General features: G+C 65.0%; 11 protein-coding genes. 5 read left to right on the top strand and 6 right to left on the bottom strand.

Annotated features, from left to right (window positions below; genetic code table 11):
* Positions 1–240: 240 nt before the first annotated feature.
* A complete protein-coding gene (locus AC07VH_RS01580; protein WP_494786532.1) occupies positions 241–1,140 on the top strand; it encodes a cyanobactin maturation protease PatG family protein in 900 nt (299 codons plus the stop codon).
* A gap of 145 nt (positions 1,141–1,285) precedes the next feature.
* Positions 1,286–1,684: a VOC family protein gene (locus tag AC07VH_RS01575; RefSeq protein ID WP_494786531.1), complete on the top strand. Its 399-nt coding sequence runs from the start codon at positions 1,286–1,288 to the stop codon at positions 1,682–1,684.
* 115 nt (positions 1,685–1,799) lie between these two features.
* Here the strand turns inward: AC07VH_RS01575 and AC07VH_RS01570 are convergent, their stop codons facing one another.
* The 3 genes from AC07VH_RS01570 to AC07VH_RS01560 form a co-directional block, all read right to left on the bottom strand.
* Entirely contained in the window at positions 1,800–2,450 is a 651-nt protein-coding gene (locus AC07VH_RS01570; protein WP_494786530.1) for a TetR/AcrR family transcriptional regulator, read from the bottom strand.
* An 11-nt stretch (positions 2,451–2,461) separates the two neighbouring features.
* Positions 2,462–4,888 (bottom strand): membrane-bound PQQ-dependent dehydrogenase, glucose/quinate/shikimate family, encoded by a 2,427-nt coding sequence (locus AC07VH_RS01565; protein WP_494786529.1) that lies wholly within the window; start codon positions 4,886–4,888, stop codon positions 2,462–2,464.
* Positions 4,889–5,174: 286 nt separating this feature from the next.
* A complete protein-coding gene (locus AC07VH_RS01560) occupies positions 5,175–6,221 on the bottom strand; it encodes an NAD(P)-dependent alcohol dehydrogenase (protein ID WP_489627498.1) in 1,047 nt (348 codons plus the stop codon).
* A 178-nt stretch (positions 6,222–6,399) separates the two neighbouring features.
* Between AC07VH_RS01560 and AC07VH_RS01555 the strand changes: the two genes are divergently transcribed.
* Positions 6,400–7,362 (top strand): AraC family transcriptional regulator, encoded by a 963-nt coding sequence (locus AC07VH_RS01555; protein WP_494786528.1) that lies wholly within the window; start codon positions 6,400–6,402, stop codon positions 7,360–7,362.
* On the opposite strand, the gene AC07VH_RS01550 is transcribed toward AC07VH_RS01555, so the two are convergent.
* Entirely contained in the window at positions 7,344–10,916 is a 3,573-nt protein-coding gene (locus tag AC07VH_RS01550) for a hydantoinase B/oxoprolinase family protein (protein WP_494786527.1), read from the bottom strand. The two genes, AC07VH_RS01555 and AC07VH_RS01550, sit on opposite strands and share 19 nt — an antisense overlap.
* 130 nt (positions 10,917–11,046) lie before the next feature.
* Here AC07VH_RS01550 and AC07VH_RS01545 point away from each other — a divergent pair, with 130 nt between their 5' ends.
* The gene (locus tag AC07VH_RS01545; RefSeq protein ID WP_494786526.1) at positions 11,047–12,600 is read left to right on the top strand and encodes an NAD(P)H-hydrate dehydratase; all 1,554 of its coding nucleotides are present in this window, start codon (positions 11,047–11,049) and stop codon (positions 12,598–12,600) included.
* Positions 12,601–12,710: 110 nt separating this feature from the next.
* Here the strand turns inward: AC07VH_RS01545 and AC07VH_RS01540 are convergent, their stop codons facing one another.
* A complete protein-coding gene (locus tag AC07VH_RS01540; RefSeq protein ID WP_494786525.1) occupies positions 12,711–13,472 on the bottom strand; it encodes an ABC transporter ATP-binding protein in 762 nt (253 codons plus the stop codon).
* On the opposite strand from AC07VH_RS01540, the gene AC07VH_RS01535 reads away from it, so the two are divergent.
* On the top strand, positions 13,471–14,160 hold the full coding sequence (locus AC07VH_RS01535) for an arylesterase (protein WP_494786524.1): 690 nt from the start codon (positions 13,471–13,473) through the stop codon (positions 14,158–14,160). The genes AC07VH_RS01540 and AC07VH_RS01535 overlap by 2 nt on opposite strands.
* An 80-nt stretch (positions 14,161–14,240) precedes the next feature.
* On the opposite strand, the gene AC07VH_RS01530 is transcribed toward AC07VH_RS01535, so the two are convergent.
* Positions 14,241–16,166 carry a SurA N-terminal domain-containing protein gene (locus tag AC07VH_RS01530; protein ID WP_494786523.1) on the bottom strand — a complete coding sequence of 642 codons (1,926 nt, stop codon included), beginning with the start codon at positions 16,164–16,166 and terminating at the stop codon, positions 14,241–14,243.
* Positions 16,167–16,410: the final 244 nt, after the last annotated feature.

Raw genomic sequence — 16,410 nt, 5'->3', positions numbered from 1 at the left:
CCGCCCGCCGCCGGACAACTCTGCAAGCCGTGGCGTGCGCGGCGACAGTCACCGTGCCGATGGATGTGCACCAGCTGTTGACAGACTGCGAGTAGGCATGGATTGTGAAAGAAGCGAGCGAGGCGCCTGGCATGCGCGCCTTTGCCATGCGCACCCGATCCGGCGTCGGATTGCCGCCATCCCAGGCCGGGCGGCTGCGTATGCAACAGGCCGTAGCTTCATTATTGATGGAGAACATGTATGCATGATGAACAAGGAACGCCAGGCATCGGCGCATCGGCCGCGCGCGGTTTGCCGCCATCCGGCACGTCGCTGATCTATGCGCTTGGCAGGATCGGCTATGATTTCGGCACCCAGGCCCGCATGGATGCCCTTGTCCAGCAGATGGGGCCCGATCAAAGCCCGTTCAATCCCGGCCAATTGCTCAATTTCCTCGCAAAACGCGAAGTCGAAACGCGCATGCTGATCTGGACCTTGAATATCGAGCAGACGCCGCTGTACGCGATTGAACCAGGCGAGCCGTTCGCGCAAGACATTTATGCGCAGCTGGCCGCTGCGCTGGAAGGCCAGCTGAAGGAGGAAGGCGACGCCGCTTACATCGAGCGTGTCTCGCTCCCCGGCTATTTGACGGGGAAAACGGTGCGGCTGTATTCGGGCCAGGTGGTGCCTGTCGTGTCGGCGCTGGCGCGCGGGCTATATTGCTGGGACGTCAACAAGGTGATAGAGGACGCAGTCAATGCGGCGGGCGCCAACCATCCGCCGGAACAGGTGCATAAAATGCGCATCGGCCTGCGCGAGTTCCTGCACCGGATGGGCTACCACTTCCGCAACCTGGGCCTGTCGCCGTCCGAGCGGGCCATGAATTTCGCCGCCACCACCGCCGCCGCGCAGATGGCCACGGCCCTCGCACAACACCTGATTGCCGACAGTGGCAGCGGCTCCCGACAGTTGGCCAACATCGCCGTCGAGAAAAGCCCCTTATCCCGCCCGGATTCCGATTGCTGGGACGTAAGACTGGCCTTCTTTGATCCCGCAAGCAGCCGCCATGTCATGCGTATCGTCCGCTACACCATTGACGTCAGCGATGTCATGCCGGTCACGGTAGGCGAGCCGAAGTCGTGGGAGGCAGACAGCTTCTGACATCCAGCCTGGCTCAGTCGGCCAACAGTTCCGCGCGCGAGAACAACGCGGCATGTCGTGTCAGGCATAGTGGAGCAAACTTGCGCTGATAGCCGCTGTCAGATGATTTACAGTCTACGCACATCAACCTGACCAGGGAGACGCCATGAAAAAACAGATCATCCTCAACCTGCCCGTGAAGGACCTGGACAAATCCAGGGCCTTCTTTTCCGCTCTCGGCTTTACCTTCGATGCCCGCTTCAGCGGAGAGAACGCGGCATTCATGAACATCGTCGACGGCACCATCCAGGCCATGCTGACGACCGAACCCTTCTTCCAGTCCCTGATCGGCAAGCCGGTCGCGAATGCCAAGGAAGCCAATGAAGTCGTCATCTGCCTCAGTTGCGACAGCCGGGAAGAGGTGGACAGCCTGATCGCCAAGGCCGTTGCCGCCGGCGGCCGCACGCCGCATCCGCCTGAAGACCATGGCTTCATGTATGACCAGGGCTTCGAGGATATCGATGGCCACCTGTGGAATCTGGTCTGGACGGCGCCGGAAGCCTGAGCCGCCGGGCAAGCTTCGAGGCAGTGGCGTAGGTCGGATTAGCGGGGCCGCCAAGGCGCAGCGTAATCCGACAATATTGCGGTCCTCGCAGCGTCGGATTACGGCCCTGCCGGGCCTAATCCGACCTACACGCCACGCGCGCCACGCGCGCCACCACCAGCTCGATCAGTTCCGCGATCAGGGGCCGGAACGTGGCGGCATCGCCGCCCTGCCCCAGCATCACGGTGCGCGTGGTCAGGTGCGAAAAGACGGCGTCGAACAGGATCTGCGGCACATTGGAAAACGAGGTGTCGGGCGCGATGCGGCCCTGGGCCCGCTGCTGTTCCAATAAACGCAAAATCAGGGCGTGCCACACTTGCGGACCGTGTTCGTACCAGGTCTGGCCCACGGCCGGCACGGCGGCCGCGCCCGTGACGACGAGGCGGTAGAAATCCACGTGGCGGGGACTGGTGACGACGGCCACCAGTTCATCGAGAATCAGCTGCAAGCCCTGCTCCAGGCCCGCTTGCGACGTATCGAGCTGGCGCAGCGCGATGATGAAATCGGCGCACAGGTACTCCACCACGGCCACCAGCAGTTCCTGCTTGCTGCCGAAGTAGCGGTAGGCGGTGGCCTTCGAGCCGCCCGCCTCGGCCACGATGGCGTCCATGCTGACGCCGTCGTAGCCGGAGGCGAGGAAGAGGTCCGCCGCCGCCACCAGCAACTTGCGCCGCCGCTCCTCACTTCGGGTACTCGGGGAAGCGGGAACGGTGCGCAACTGGGGCATGAAGCAAACTCTTACTGTGTCTTGGGAAGCGCGTATGCTATCACGTAATCCCCCCGGTCCGGGCTCTGGCGGGCGCCGCCCGCGACCACCACGACGTACTGGCGGCCCGACGTGGGCGACACATACGTCATCGGCGTGCCTTGCGAACCGACGGGCATGCGCGCCTTCCACACTTCATGGCCCGTGGCGATATCCATGGCGCGCAAATAGTAATCCTGCGTGCCCGCATAAAACACCAGGCCGGACGCCGTACTGACGCCGCCGCCCAGGGTGGGCATGCCCAGCGGGATGGGCAGGCTTGCGCGCACGCCGTGGATGACGGCATCGCGCACCGTGCCGGCCGGGCGCTCCCACACTTTCGTGCGCGTTTTCAGGTCGATGGCGGCGAACACGCCCCAGGGCGGGCTTTGGCACGGTATGCCCAGCGGCGAATTGAAGGCCTTGTGGTCGATGACGAAGGGCGTGCCGTCCATCGGATAGGTACTGCCTACGCCGTGCCCCGACGTCAGCTTGGCCACGTCCACCGTCTCGCGCGGCACCAGCCTGACCACCTGCGGCATGCGGATATCGTTGACGAACATATAGCCATTGCTTTCATCGACGGCCGCGCCGCCCCAGTTGAAGCCGCCGTAGTAGCCCGGATAGATCAGCGTCTCTTTTGTGCTGGGCGCCGTGAACTCGCCCTGGTAATTGAGCTTGCGGAAGCTGATGCGGCAAGCCAGCTGGTCGAAGAAGGTGGCGCCCCACATGTCGCGTTCCGTCAGCGTTTCCGCGCCGAGGGCCGGCATGCCGGTCGAATATGGCTGCGTCTTCGACACCCAGTCGCCGGCCGCATGCTCTTGCGGCACGGCTTTTTCGATGACTTCGGCAATCGGTTTGCCCGTGCGGCGGTCCAGCATGAAGATCTGGCCCCGCTTGGTCAGCTGCACCAGCGCGGGGATCTTGCCGCCCTTGCCGTCCGGGACGTCGTACAGGGCCGGCTGCGCGGCCACGTCATAGTCCCAGATGTCGTGGTGGACGGTTTGATACGTCCAGCGCTCGCGCCCCGTGGCCATGTCGAGGGCGACGATGGCCGATGCGTATTTTTCCGTCAGCGGCGGGCGCTTGCCGCCCCAGAAGTCGGGCTGCTCGTTCCCCGTCGGCAGGTAGACCAGGCCCAGTTCATCATCGAACGCGGGCGCCGACCACATGTTCGGCGTGCTGCGCGTGTACGTCTGCCCTTCCGGCGGCAGCTTGGTGATGGCCGGATTACCGAGGTCCCAGGCCCATACCAGTTCCCCCGTGTCGGCGCTGTAGGCGCGCACGACGCCCGAGGGTTCATCGGTGGAGCGGCCATCGAAGACCCAGCCGCCCAGGATGATCAGGTTGCGCGCCACCGTGGGCGCGGACGTGTAGGCGTAGTACGGCACGTTCATCTTGACCTTGCCCAGGCCGACGGTGAGGTCGACGGAGCCCTTGTCGCCAAAACCCTCGCACTGCTTGCCCGTCTGCGCGTCGATTTCGATCAGGCGCGCATCCATGGTCACTTGCACGATGCGCTTCGCGCACGCGCCCGCCACCGGCGCGCCGGCCGCCTGCATGCCGTCGAAATGAAAGGGTTTTGTCACCTTAGCCGGCTCGTAGTAGCCCACGCCACGGCAGCGGTTCCACGTCTTGGTATTGGCCGGCTTCGGATCGAAGGTCCAGCGCTCCTTGCCCGTGTCCGCGTCGAGTGCGATGACCTTGCTCGTCGGCGTGCACGTGTAGATGGTGTCGCCGATCTGCAGCGGCGTGTTCTGCGATTCGGATGCCCCTTCGGCCAGCTCACCCGTGCGGTAGGTCCACGCCACTTGCAGCTGGTCGACGTTCTGCTTGCCGATCTGCGTGTACGGCGCGAAGCGCGTGCCCGACGGTCCATAGCCGTAATGCGCCCAGTTGGCGCTGCCGTCGTTGACGGCCGTCACGGCATCCTGCTGCGGCAGCGCGGCCGCCTCCGTCACGCCATGCGGCTTGAACATCGAGGCGAAACCGGCCGCCAGCACGACGGCGAACAGGGCGGCGAAGCCGCGCGACTGGCCACCGTGAACACGCCCTGCCAGCCACGGATGCAGCAAGGCGGCCACCAGGCCGATGACGAGGAACGGCGCCAGGCGCGGCACCATGGGCCAGAAGGCAAAGCCGATTTCCCACACGGCCCAGATCAGTGTCGCGACGAGCAGCGCGGCGATGACGGCACTGGCCAGCGGTTTGCGGCGCAGATACAGCACGCCGGCGAGGAGCAAGCCGAGGCCGGCCGGCAGGTAATACCAGGAACCGCCCAGGGTAATGAGTTCGATGCCGCCCGCCGCCAGGGCCAGGCCGGAAAATCCGAGGAAGATGCCGAAAAACGTCAGGGCAAGCCGCTTGCCCCTGAAGACCGCCGGGATCGCCGGCGCGCCTTTATTTACTGAAGTGTCCATTTTTTATCCATGACGCCTCCCCTGCCCAGGCCAACACGCCGGGGATGGCTGGTTTTTTAAATCTACGTAACGAAACTGTACTGTACGGTTTCATTTTATGCCGATTTTTGACGCAAGTAAAGAAAGTGACATGGGTGCTTGATTTTTTGGCGGGGATGGGCAGCTGGCGGGGTTGTCGGATTACGCTCTACGAGCTAATCCGACCTACCGGACTTGTCAAATTACTCAGTGCGTAGGTTGGATTAGCGCAAAGCGCGTAATCCAACAAACACGGGCGGGCCGGTCGTTACAAAGACGCCATGTCGATCACGAAGCGGTAGCGCACATCGCTCTTGACCACGCGCTCGAACGCCTCATTGATATCCTGGATGCGGATGATCTCGATGTCCGACACGATATTGTGCTTGCCGCAGAAATCCAGCATTTCCTGGGTTTCCTTGATCGAGCCGATCATGGAGCCGGACAGGCTGCGGCGCGCGCCCACCAGGCCGAAAGCGTTCACGGGCGGCACGGCGCCGTCGGGGATGCCGACGATGACCATGTTGCCATCGACTTTCAGCAGGTTGATGTACTGGTTCCAATCGATGGATGCGCCCACCGTGCAGATAATCAGATCGAAGGAGCCGGCCAGCTTGCTGAACGTTTCCGCGTCGTTGGTGGCGTAGTAATGCTTGGCGCCCAGGCGCAGGCCGTCTTCACGCTTGGACAGGGTCTGGCTCAGCACCGTCACTTCGGCGCCCATGGCGTGGGCGATCTTGACGCCCATATGGCCCAGGCCGCCCATGCCCAGGATGGCGACCTGCTTGCCGGGGCCGGCCTTCCAGTGGTTCAGCGGCGAATACAGGGTGATGCCGGCGCACAGCAGCGGCGCGGCGGCGTCCAGCGGCAGGTTGTCGGGAATCGACAGCACATAGCCCTCCTTGACGACGATGCTGTCCGAGTAGCCGCCCTGCGTGGCCGTCTTGCCGTCCGCTTCCAGGCCGTTGTAGGTCTGGATCAGGCCTGGCATGTACTGTTCCAGGTCCACGTTGCGCGTCTTGCAGGTGGTGCAGGAATCGACGAAGCAGCCCACGCCCACGTGGTCGCCCACCTTGAACTTGCTCACATTGGCGCCGACGGCCGTGACGACGCCGGCGATTTCATGGCCGGGCACCATGGGGAAGGCGGAACCGCCCCACTCGTCGCGCGCCTGATGGATGTCGGAATGGCACACGCCGCAATATTTGATCGAGATGGCCACGTCGTCTTCGCGCGGGGCGCGGCGCTCGAACGTGAACGGTTGCAGTGCGGAAGTCGGGCCGAATGCGGCGTAGCCTTTGGCGATGGTGGTCATGAAAACTCCTGTATCTATAGGTGTGTGGCGAGGGGAACGCGTGCCATGCATGCGATTGCACAAGTGTGCCCGAGATGCCTGGTTTCCGTTACCGCGATCCTGCAAGACCTTTGCACGATCCTCCAAATCTGCGTAAGATCAGCCCCTGCCCTTCCCCATCTGACGCATACTGGCCCACATGTCCACCCTGTCCACATCACTCACACCGCAAGATGAAATCGCCGCCCTGATCATCCGCCACGCGCCGCGCACGGGCGACTTCACGACGGCCATCGGCAATCTGACGTTTCATCGCCAGTCGTCCGTCACGGAATCGCTGTTCCATGCGGCGCGCCCCAGCGTGGCCATCATCGCGCAGGGCGCGAAGGACGTCACATTGGGAAGCGAAACCTTCCACTACAGCCGCATGCAGTATCTGCTGACGTCCGTCGACCTGCCCGTGCAGGTGCGCGTGGTGGAAGCGAGCATCGACCAGCCGCACCTGTGCGTGGTGCTGGGCATCGACATCGCCGACGTGGCGGCGCTGCTCGACAGCGAAAGCGCCAGCGGCGCAGCCGGCGCGGCGCAGCAGAAAATCCTGCCCGCCACGCGCGGCATTTCCGTCAGCGACGTGTCGGCCGAACTGCTCGACGCCATGCTGCGCCTCGTGCGCCTGCTCGACAAACCGGAGGACATCGCCGCGCTGGCGCCCCTGATCCGCCGCGAGCTGACCTACCGCCTGCTCAATGGCCCCGTGGGCGCGCGCCTGCGCCACATGGCGCTGGCCAGCAGCCAGTCGCACCAGGTGGCGCAAGCCATCGACTGGATCCGGCACCATTACGCGCAGCCGCTGCGCATCGAGCACCTGGCCGGCATGGCGAACATGAGCATGTCCTCGCTGCACCACCACTTCAAGGCCATCACCGCCATGACGCCGATGCAGTACCAGAAGCTGCTGCGCCTGCAGGAAGCGCGGCGCCTCATGCTGGTCGAACAGATCGACGCCGGCACGGCCGGCTATCGCGTCGGCTACGCCAGCGAGTCGCAGTTCAGCCGCGAATACAGCCGCCAGTTCGGCCGCGCACCCATGCGCGATGTGGGCCAGGTGCGCGCGCAGCTGAGCGGCGCCAGTGCTGACCTGGCCTATTCCGTCTTGCCGTAACCGCCGCCGCCCGGCGTCTCGATGACGAACACGTCGCCAGGCCGCATGGCGGTCTTGCCGATATGCGCCAGCTGCTCCACCGTGCCGTCCGCGCGCTCGACGTAGTTGCGCCCCAAGGCGCCCGCCTCGCCGCCGTCCATGCCGAACGGCGGGACGATGCGGTTGTTCGACAGGATGGCCGCCGTCATCGCTTCCAAAAAGCGCACCCGGCGCACGCCGCCATTGCCGCCCTGCCAGCGCCCCGCCCCGCCCGAACCGGCACGGATGCTGTAGCTGTCCAGGCGCACGGGGAAGCGCCACTCGAGGATTTCCGGGTCCGTCAGGCGCGAATTGGTCATGTTCGTCTGCACCACGTCCGTGCCATCGAAACCGGGACCGGCGCCCGAGCCGCCCGATATCGTCTCGTAATACTGATATTTCTCGCTGCCGAACGTGAAATTGTTCATCGTGCCCTGCGAGGCGGCCATCGCGCCCAGCGCGCCGTACAGGGCATTCGTGATGCAGGTCGAGGTTTCCACGTTGCCCGAGACGACGGAGGCCGGATACTGTGGGTTGAGCATGGAGCCGGGCGGGATGATCACGGTCAAAGGTTTCAGACAGCCCGCGTTCAGCGGTATCTCGTCGTCGACCAGGGTGCGGAACACGTACAGCACGGCCGCCATGCAGACGGCGGACGGCGCATTGAAATTGTTCGGCAGCTGGGCGGACGTTCCCGTAAAGTCGATGACGGCGCTGCGCTGCGCCACGTCCACCTTGATCGCCACCTGGACGCGCGCGCCGTTGTCCAGGTCCAGCGCGTAGCTGCCATCCTTCAAGGTGGTGATGACCCTGCGCACGGCTTCCTCGGCGTTGTCCTGCACGTGGCCCATGTAGGCTTGCACGACAGGCAAACCGAAATGCGCGACCATGTTATGCAGTTCCTCAGCCCCTTTCTGATTCGCCGCCACCTGGGCGCGCAGGTCGGCCACATTCTGCTGCGGGTTGCGCGCCGGCCAGCTGGCCCCCGCCAGCAGGGCCAGGGTTTCCGCTTCGCGCATCGCCCCCGTGGCGCCGTCGACCAGCTTGAAATTGTCGATCAACACGCCCTCTTCCTCAATGCGCGTGGAGTCGGGCGGCATGGAGCCCGGTGTCGTGCCGCCGATGTCCGCATGGTGGCCGCGCGAGCCGACATAGAACAGGATGGCGTCGCCCGCTTCGTCAAACACGGGGGAAATGACCGTCACGTCGGGCAGATGCGTGCCGCCGTGGTAGGGGTCGTTCAGCATGAAGACGTCGCCGGGCCGCATGGAACCCGCATTGCGCGTCATGACGGTACGGATGCTCTCGCCCATGGAACCGAGGTGCACGGGCATGTGCGGCGCGTTGGCGATCAGCTGGCCTTGGGCGTCGAAAATGGCGCAGCTGAAATCGAGCCGCTCCTTGATGTTGACGGAATGGGCCGTATTCTGCAGGCGCAGACCCATCTGCTCGGCGATCGACATGAACAGATTATTGAAAATTTCCAGCATCACGGGGTCGGCATTGGTCCCGATGGCGACACGCTCCGGCACGGCGACGACTCTGCGCAGGATCAAATGGCCGTGCGCCGTCACCTCGGCGCGCCAGCCAGGTTCGATGACGGTGGTCGCATTGGCGTCACTGACGATGGCCGGGCCGTCGATAGTATCGCCGGGACGCAGGCTGTCCGCCCCATACAGGCCGCTGTCGCGCCAGACGCCGGCGCAGTACATGGCCACCGTCTGCACGGGCGCCAGAGCGCCTTCACGGGGCGCATACCCGGGCGCGGCCGGTTCCGGCGCATCGGACGCGCCGATGGCTTCCACGGAAATGGCTTCGACGATCAGGGCGCGCGCCGGCATCAAAAAGGAAAAGCGCTTTTTGTAGGCCGCTTCGAATTGCGCCTGCATGCCGGCGGCCGTATCGAACAGCACGACGAGGGCCGAATCCGTGCCTTCGTAGCGCAGGTGCACGCGATGCACGAGCGCGATGCGCTCCCCTTCCACGCCCTGGCGCAGCAAATCGCCCCGCGCCAGACCGCCCAGGGCCGCGAAATCGCTTGCCAAGTCCTTGCCCAATGCCGCCTCGATGGCCTTTTCCCGCATCGCGCTCTGGTCGGCCAGGCCCATGCCGTAGGCCGACATCACGCCCGCCAGGCTGTGGATGAAGACCGTGCGCATGCCCAGCGCATCGGCCACCAGGCAGGCATGCTGGCCGCCCGCGCCGCCAAAGCTGGTGAGCGTATACTCGGTGACGTCATGGCCGCGCTGCACGGAAATCTGCTTGATGGCGTTGGCCATATTGCCCACGGCGATGGCGATATAGCCTTCGGCCACCTGCTCCGGGGTCGAATTCACCGTGCGCGCCAGCGCTTCGAACTGGGCGCGCACCGTGGCCGCATCCAGCGCTTCATCGGCGTCGGGGCCGAAGACGCGGGGGAAGAAGGCGGGCTGCAGTTTACCCAGCATGACGTTGCAGTCGGTGACGGCCAGCGGGCCGCCGCGCCGGTAGCTGGCGGGGCCGGGGTTGGCGCCCGCGCTGTCCGGCCCCACCTTGTAGCGGGCGCCGTCGAAATGCAGGATGGAACCGCCGCCCGCCGCCACCGTGTGGATGCTCATCATGGGCGCGCGCATGCGCACGCCGGCGATCTGCGTCTCGAACACGCGCTCGAACTCGCCCGCATAATGCGACACGTCGGTGGACGTGCCGCCCATGTCGAAGCCGATGACCTTGTCGAAACCGGCCAGCGCGCTGGCCCGCACCATGCCGACGATGCCGCCGGCGGGGCCGGACAAGATGCTGTCCTTGCCCTGGAAGGCGCGCGCATCGGTCAAGCCGCCGTTCGACTGCATGAATTGCAGGTGCACGCCGGGCAGCTCCATCGCCAGCTGGTCGACGTAGCGGCGCAGAATCGGCGACAGATAGGCGTCGACCACCGTGGTGTCGCCACGCGCCACCAGCTTCATCATGGGGCTGACCTCGTGCGACACGGACACCTGCGTAAAACCGGCCTCGCGCGCCAGCTGCGCCACCCGCGCCTCGTGCGCGTGGTAGCGGTAGCCATGCATCAGCACGATGGCGATGGCGCGCACGCCGCGCGCATGCGCGTGTTCCAGCGCGGCGCGTGCGGCCGCCTCGTCGAGCGGCGCGACCACCTCGCCATGCGCGCCCACACGTTCATCGATCTCGATCACGTCGCCGTACAGCAGTTCCGGCAGGATGATCTGGCGCGCGAACAGTTGCGGACGGTTCTGGTAGGCGATGCGCAAGGCGTCGCGAAAACCGCGCGTGATGGCCAGCACGGTAGGCTCGCCCTTGCGTTCGAGCAGCGCATTGGTCGCCACCGTCGTGCCCATCTTGATGGCGCCCACCTTCTCGGCGGGCAGCGGCGCGCCGGGCGCAAGGCCCATCAGCCGGCGCATGCCGGCCAGCGCCGCGTCGCGGTACTGGCCCGGGTTCTCCGACAGCAGCTTGTGCGTGGCCAGGCTGCCGTCAGGACGGCGCGCCACGATGTCCGTAAAGGTGCCGCCCCGGTCGATCCAGAATTGCCAGTCCATCGCCTTGCTCCCGCGCTTATGTGAGATGGCTATTGTAGCCGCCAAACAGGGGCGCGTTTCAGGCGTGCGCGCCTTGCCTTTCGCCCGCTTCGGCCTTATGTTGAAGGCATGCTGACTAACGGAACACCCCATGACCCCGATCGACTTTGCCGGTAGCACCCTTGCGCTGTACTCCATCACCGAACTGCGCGCCATCGAACAAGCCGCCATGCGCGACCTGCCGCAAGGGCTGCTGATGCAGCGCGCGGGCCAGGCCGCCGCCAGCGCCGCCCTGAAGCTGCTGCACGCGCAGGAGGATGGCGACGAGGCGGGCCACCGGCGCGTGCTCGTGCTGGCCGGTCCCGGCGACAACGGCGGCGATGCGCTGGAAGCGGCCGCGCACCTGGCCGCCAGTGGCACCGAGGTGCTGATATGGCTGGCGCCCGAAGCAGCGGCCACGTCGCCCGAACGCGAGCAGGCCCTGAGCCGCGCCCGCAACAGCGCCGCGCGCTGCATGGAAGCGGCGACCAGCACGGCATCGGCCGCCGTGGGCGCCGCGCCGTGGCACCTGGTCATCGATGGCCTGTTCGGCATCGGCGCGTCGCGTCCCCTGGACGGCGAATGCCGCGACATGGCGCAACTGGTCAACAAGCTCGAATGCCCCGTGCTGGCGCTCGACGTGCCCAGCGGCCTGCACGCGGACACGGGCGCCATCGACGGCGTCGCCATCCGCGCCACGCACACGCTCACCTTCATCGGCGACAAGCCGGGCCTGCACACGGCGAACGGCCGCGATTACGCGGGCGAAGTGGAAGTGGCGGCGCTGGCCATCGACCCTGCCTTGCTGCCGCCCGCCAGGGCCCAGCTGGGCGGCCTGCACCTGTTCGCGCGCCAGTTGCAGCCGCGCCGGCAGAATACGCACAAGGGCAGCTATGGCAGCGTGGCCGTCATCGGGGGCGCGCAAGGCATGGCGGGCGCGCCCATCCTGGCGGCGCGCACGGCCCTGCATGCGGGCGCGGGACGCGTGTATGTCGCCTTTCCCGATGCACCGCCCGCCTTCGACAGCGGCCAGCCGGAACTGATGTGCCGCCGCGCGCAGGACGTGGATTTCTCGGGCCTGCACTTTGCCGCGCTGGTGGCGGGGCCGGGGCTGGGTGACGACGCCGATACGGTGGAGCTGCTGCAGCGCGCCATTGACAGCGACAGCCCGCTGCTGCTGGACGCCGACGCGCTGAACCTGATGGCGGCCGAGCCGGAGCTGCAATCGGCGCTGGCCGTGCGCACGGGCGCGGGGGCGACGATATTGACGCCGCATCCGCTGGAAGCGGCGCGCCTGCTCGACCTGACGGTGGCCGAAGTGCAGGCCGACCGCCTGGGCGCGGCGCGCCAGCTGGCCACGCAGCTGGGCGTGATCGTCGTATTGAAAGGTTCCGGCACGGTGATCGCCGCGCCCGATGGCCAGGTGGTCGTCAACAACACGGGCGGCCCCGCCCTGGCCACGGCCGGCACGGGCGACGTGTTGTCCGGCCTGTGCGGCAGCCTGCTGGCGCAGGGCTGGCCGGAATGGGAAGCGGCGCTCGGCGCCGTCTGGCTGCACGGCGCGGCGGCCGATGCGCTGGTGGCGGCTGGCAGCGGCCCCATCGGCTTGACGGCGGGGGAATTGATACCGGCAATACGCAGCTTGATCAATGCCTTGTCGGCATAGGTAGGCGGTGCGGTGGTGTTGGATTACGCTGCGCTAATCCAACCTACGGCCCGGAGGTCGGGTAGGTCGGATTAGCGCGCAGCGCGTAATCCGACAATCACCACCAGCAATCACACCAGCCTGCCCGCCGCAATGGTAATCGTGCGCCCGCAACGGGCCGCGATCGAGCTGTCGTGCGTGACCAGCACCAGGGTCGAACCCCGTTCGCGGTTCAGCTCGAACATCAGCTGGATCACGGCCTCGCCCGTGGCGGCGTCCAGGCTGCCCGTCGGCTCGTCGGCGAACAGCAGCGGCGGCTCCGTCACAAACGCGCGCGCCAGCGCCACGCGCTGCTGCTCGCCGCCGGACAGGTATTTCGGATAGTGTTTCAAGCGGCTGCCCAGGTTGACGCGGCCCAGCATGGCTTGCGCCTTTTCCTTCGCATCGGGGTCGCCCCGCAATTCCAGCGGCAGCATGACGTTTTCCAGCGCCGTCAGGTGGGCCAGCAGCTGGAACGACTGGAACACGAAACCGAGCTTTTCCTTGCGAAAACCGGCGCGGCCGTCTTCGTCCAGCGCGAAGATATCGGTGCCGTCAAGCACCACCTTGCCGTCGCTGGGCGTGTCCAGACCCGCCAGCAAGCCGAGCAACGTGGACTTGCCGGAACCGGAGGCGCCGACGATGGCCAGCGTCTCCGCCGTTTGCACGGTAAAATCGACCTGATGCAGGATGGTCAGCTCACCATCGGCATCGGGTACGCGCTTGGCCAGCTGGACCACTTCGATGGCCGGCCGGGCATTTTGGCTGTTTTGACTGTTGAGTGCGGCGGGCCGCCGGGCCGCCGCGTCGGACGGGAGAAAACTGGTGGAAGTCGCTTTAGGGAATTCGGGCATGCTGATCTATCTTAAAAAATTTCGTGAACAAATAAGTGCCAAGGGCAACAACCGCCTGCGGCGGCGCACGCTGTCCCTGCTTCCTGCGGCAGCCCTGCTGCTGGTATCGAGCATGACGAACGCCTATTCTGCACCAAAAACGCTGCTGGTGCTCGGCGATAGCCTCTCGGCCGAGTATGGGCTGGCACGCGGTACTGGCTGGGTGGCGCTGCTGGAACAGCGGCTGCAAGCGCAAAAGAACGATACGCGCATCGTCAACGCCAGCATCAGCGGCGAGACCACCAGCGGCGGCCGCGCGCGCCTGCCCGCCCTGCTGGCCAAGCACCAGCCCGACGTCGTACTGATCGAACTGGGCGCCAACGACGGCTTGCGCGGCTTGCCCGTGGCGGCCGCCGAAGCGAATCTGCGCGCCATGGGCGACGCCGTGAAAAAGACGGGGGCGCAGGTCGTGCTGGTGGGCATGCGCATGCCGCCCAACTATGGCCGCGCCTATGGCGAGCAGTTTTATGGCGTGTACGGCAAGCTGGCCAAGGAATGGCAGGCGCCGCTGGTGCCCTTCATGTTCGAAGGCATCGCCGACCAGCCGCAGCTGTTTCAAGCCGACCGCATGCACCCGAATGCCAAGGCGCATCCGACCATCCTGAAAAATATCTGGCCGCAACTGGCGCCGTTGCTGAAAGCCAAGTAAACCTGCGTCAAGGCCACACATTCTGCAGACAAAAAAATAGCCGCTCGAAAGCGGCTATTTTTATGCGTGGAAACTAAATCTTACGGCGCTTCCGGCGCGGCGGCGACTGGGGCGGTGACCGGCTTGACGATCTTCACCTTGGCCTTGGCTTTCAGGTATTCGACGTAATCGAACATTTCCTGTTGTGCCAGGATGCCGCTGATCTGGTCTTTCTCTTGCTGGCGCCGCGCCGCGTCCACTTGGGCCGGCTGCTGCACCTTGGCGATGCGGTAGATGCCGTAGCCCAGGGCTGGCAAGTCCACGCCCACGTAGGCTGGCAGCTTGCTCGTATCCGCCTTCATGACTTGCGCGATGGCGGCGCGGTTGATACCGTCCAGCTTGCTGCGCGACACCCATTGCGCTGCGCCGAAACCGGTAGCGTCGCCCGAAGCCTTCAAGGCGGCCAGCTTGGTCTCGCCCGCTTTCTTGGCCAGCTTTTCCGCTTCTTCCATGGTCACGCGTTGACGGATCATCGCTTCGACTTCGGCCAGCGGACGCTTCGAGGCTGGCTTGAATTCCACCACGCGGCCGGCGATCAGCACGTTCGGTGCGACGGTGACGGCTTCCGTGTTGCGCTTGTCTTTCAGCGAGTCGTTCGAGAAGATGGCGGTCAGGAACTTGGCGTTGTTGAACGGCGCCTTGCCCAGTGCCGGCGACGGTGTGCGCGACAGGTTGGCGACGGTTTCCACTTTCAGCTTCAGCTTGTCGGCCACCGGCTTCAGACTGTCCGATTGCTCGTAGACCGTGTTGGTGAACGTTTCCGCCATTTCCGAGTATTTCTTGGCAGCGAATTGCTTGCGCAGGTCGGCCGTGATTTCGCCCCGTACTTCATCGAGCGCACGTACGTGCTGCGGCTTGAGCGAGGTGACGGTCAGGATGTGGTAGCCGAAATCGGATGCGACGACGTCGCTGATTTCGCCTTGCTTGAGTTTGCTGACGGCGCTCAGCAGCGGTGCCGGCAAGCCATCCTTGCCGATCACGCCCAGGTCGCCGCCCTGTTCCGCGGATGCCGGATCTTCCGACTTGGCCTTGGCTACGGCGGCAAAGCTGGCAGGCGTTTTGCGCACCTCAGCCAGGATGGCTTCGGCCTTGGCCTTGGCGGCTGCCTTGTCGGCGGCCGATGCGTCTTTCTTGACGGCGACCAGGATGTGGCTGGCCTGGCGCGCTTCTTCCGTCGTGTAGGCTTTCTGGTTCTTCGCGTAGTAGGCGGTCACGTCGGCGTCGCTGACGTCGACTTGCTCGCCGGCGGCGCTGTCGTCGAGCACGACGTATTCGACCTTGGCTTGTTCCGGGATTTCGAAGAACTTGCTGTTCTTGTCATAGAAAGCCTTGATCATGGCGTCCGTCACTTTGACTTCCGGCACGTACTGGGCGATCGGCAACAGCAGTTCCTGCACTTCGCGCTCTTCCGAGGTGATGTCGGACAGGCGCTTGGAGACGGTGTTCGGCGCGAAGGCGGTGCCTTGCACGGCGCCGGCCAGTTGCTGCAGGGCCAGGTCGCTGCGGCGGCGCGCATCGTACATCTGCGGCGTCATGCCTTGGGCGGCCAGCATGGCCTTGTAGCGTTCCAGATCGAATTTACCGTCCGGCAAGGTCAAGCCTGGAATTTCCAGCACTTCCTTTTGCAGCACGGCATCGCTGATGACCAGGTGGCTACGGCCCACTTCGGCGGCCACGGCACGCTCGGCGATCAGGTTGTCGAGGATGCTCTGGCGCGCTTCCGGCGTATCGAACATTTTCTGGTCGAACTGCTCGCCCATCATCTGGCGGTAGCGGTCGATCTGCTGGCGTTGCGCTTCTTCATATTGCTGCTGCGTAACGACCTGGTCGCCGACCTTGGCGATGGTGTTCGCGCCGTCGCCGAAGCTTTGGTAGCCGCTGATACCGACCAGTGCAAAAGACGGGACGATGACCAGCATCAAGAGAAACTGCATCAAGCGTCGATGGGTACGAATAAATTCAAACATGGTCAGCCAATTCGGGATGAGTGGATCACTATAAAAAAAGGCGAACATGCGTTCGCCTTGATTTCTTCGGCGGAATGGACGGGACAGATGTCCACTTCCCCTTTAGATTCAACAACTTGGCGCTGGAACTAAAGCAGGATTCTGACGCCCAAGCCATTATCTCCTGATTCTACAATGCCCATAGCGCTATAGCAAGAGTAAATCAGGGCGCGCGCCCTGCCCCGGCGCCGCATGGACGGCAAGG

The organism is Janthinobacterium sp. GW821-FHT03C10, assembly GCF_059420865.1.
This window is presented reverse-complemented; position numbering and strand designations above follow the sequence as displayed.

Excerpts from the sequence above, each read along its gene's own strand:
- AC07VH_RS01560 (WP_489627498.1), bottom strand. The coding sequence starts at position 6,221 with ATGACCACCATCGCCAAAGGCTACGCCGCATTCGGCCCGACTTCCGCA.
- AC07VH_RS01575 (WP_494786531.1), top strand. The coding sequence starts at position 1,286 with ATGAAAAAACAGATCATCCTCAACCTGCCCGTGAAGGACCTGGACAAA.
- AC07VH_RS01545 (WP_494786526.1), top strand. The coding sequence starts at position 11,047 with ATGACCCCGATCGACTTTGCCGGTAGCACCCTTGCGCTGTACTCCATC.
- AC07VH_RS01530 (WP_494786523.1), bottom strand. The coding sequence starts at position 16,166 with ATGTTTGAATTTATTCGTACCCATCGACGCTTGATGCAGTTTCTCTTG.
- AC07VH_RS01565 (WP_494786529.1), bottom strand. The coding sequence starts at position 4,888 with ATGGACACTTCAGTAAATAAAGGCGCGCCGGCGATCCCGGCGGTCTTC.
- AC07VH_RS01555 (WP_494786528.1), top strand. The coding sequence starts at position 6,400 with ATGTCCACCCTGTCCACATCACTCACACCGCAAGATGAAATCGCCGCC.
- AC07VH_RS01580 (WP_494786532.1), top strand. The coding sequence starts at position 241 with ATGCATGATGAACAAGGAACGCCAGGCATCGGCGCATCGGCCGCGCGC.
- AC07VH_RS01535 (WP_494786524.1), top strand. The coding sequence starts at position 13,471 with ATGCTGATCTATCTTAAAAAATTTCGTGAACAAATAAGTGCCAAGGGC.
- AC07VH_RS01540 (WP_494786525.1), bottom strand. The coding sequence starts at position 13,472 with ATGCCCGAATTCCCTAAAGCGACTTCCACCAGTTTTCTCCCGTCCGAC.
- AC07VH_RS01570 (WP_494786530.1), bottom strand. The coding sequence starts at position 2,450 with ATGCCCCAGTTGCGCACCGTTCCCGCTTCCCCGAGTACCCGAAGTGAG.
- AC07VH_RS01550 (WP_494786527.1), bottom strand. The coding sequence starts at position 10,916 with ATGGACTGGCAATTCTGGATCGACCGGGGCGGCACCTTTACGGACATC.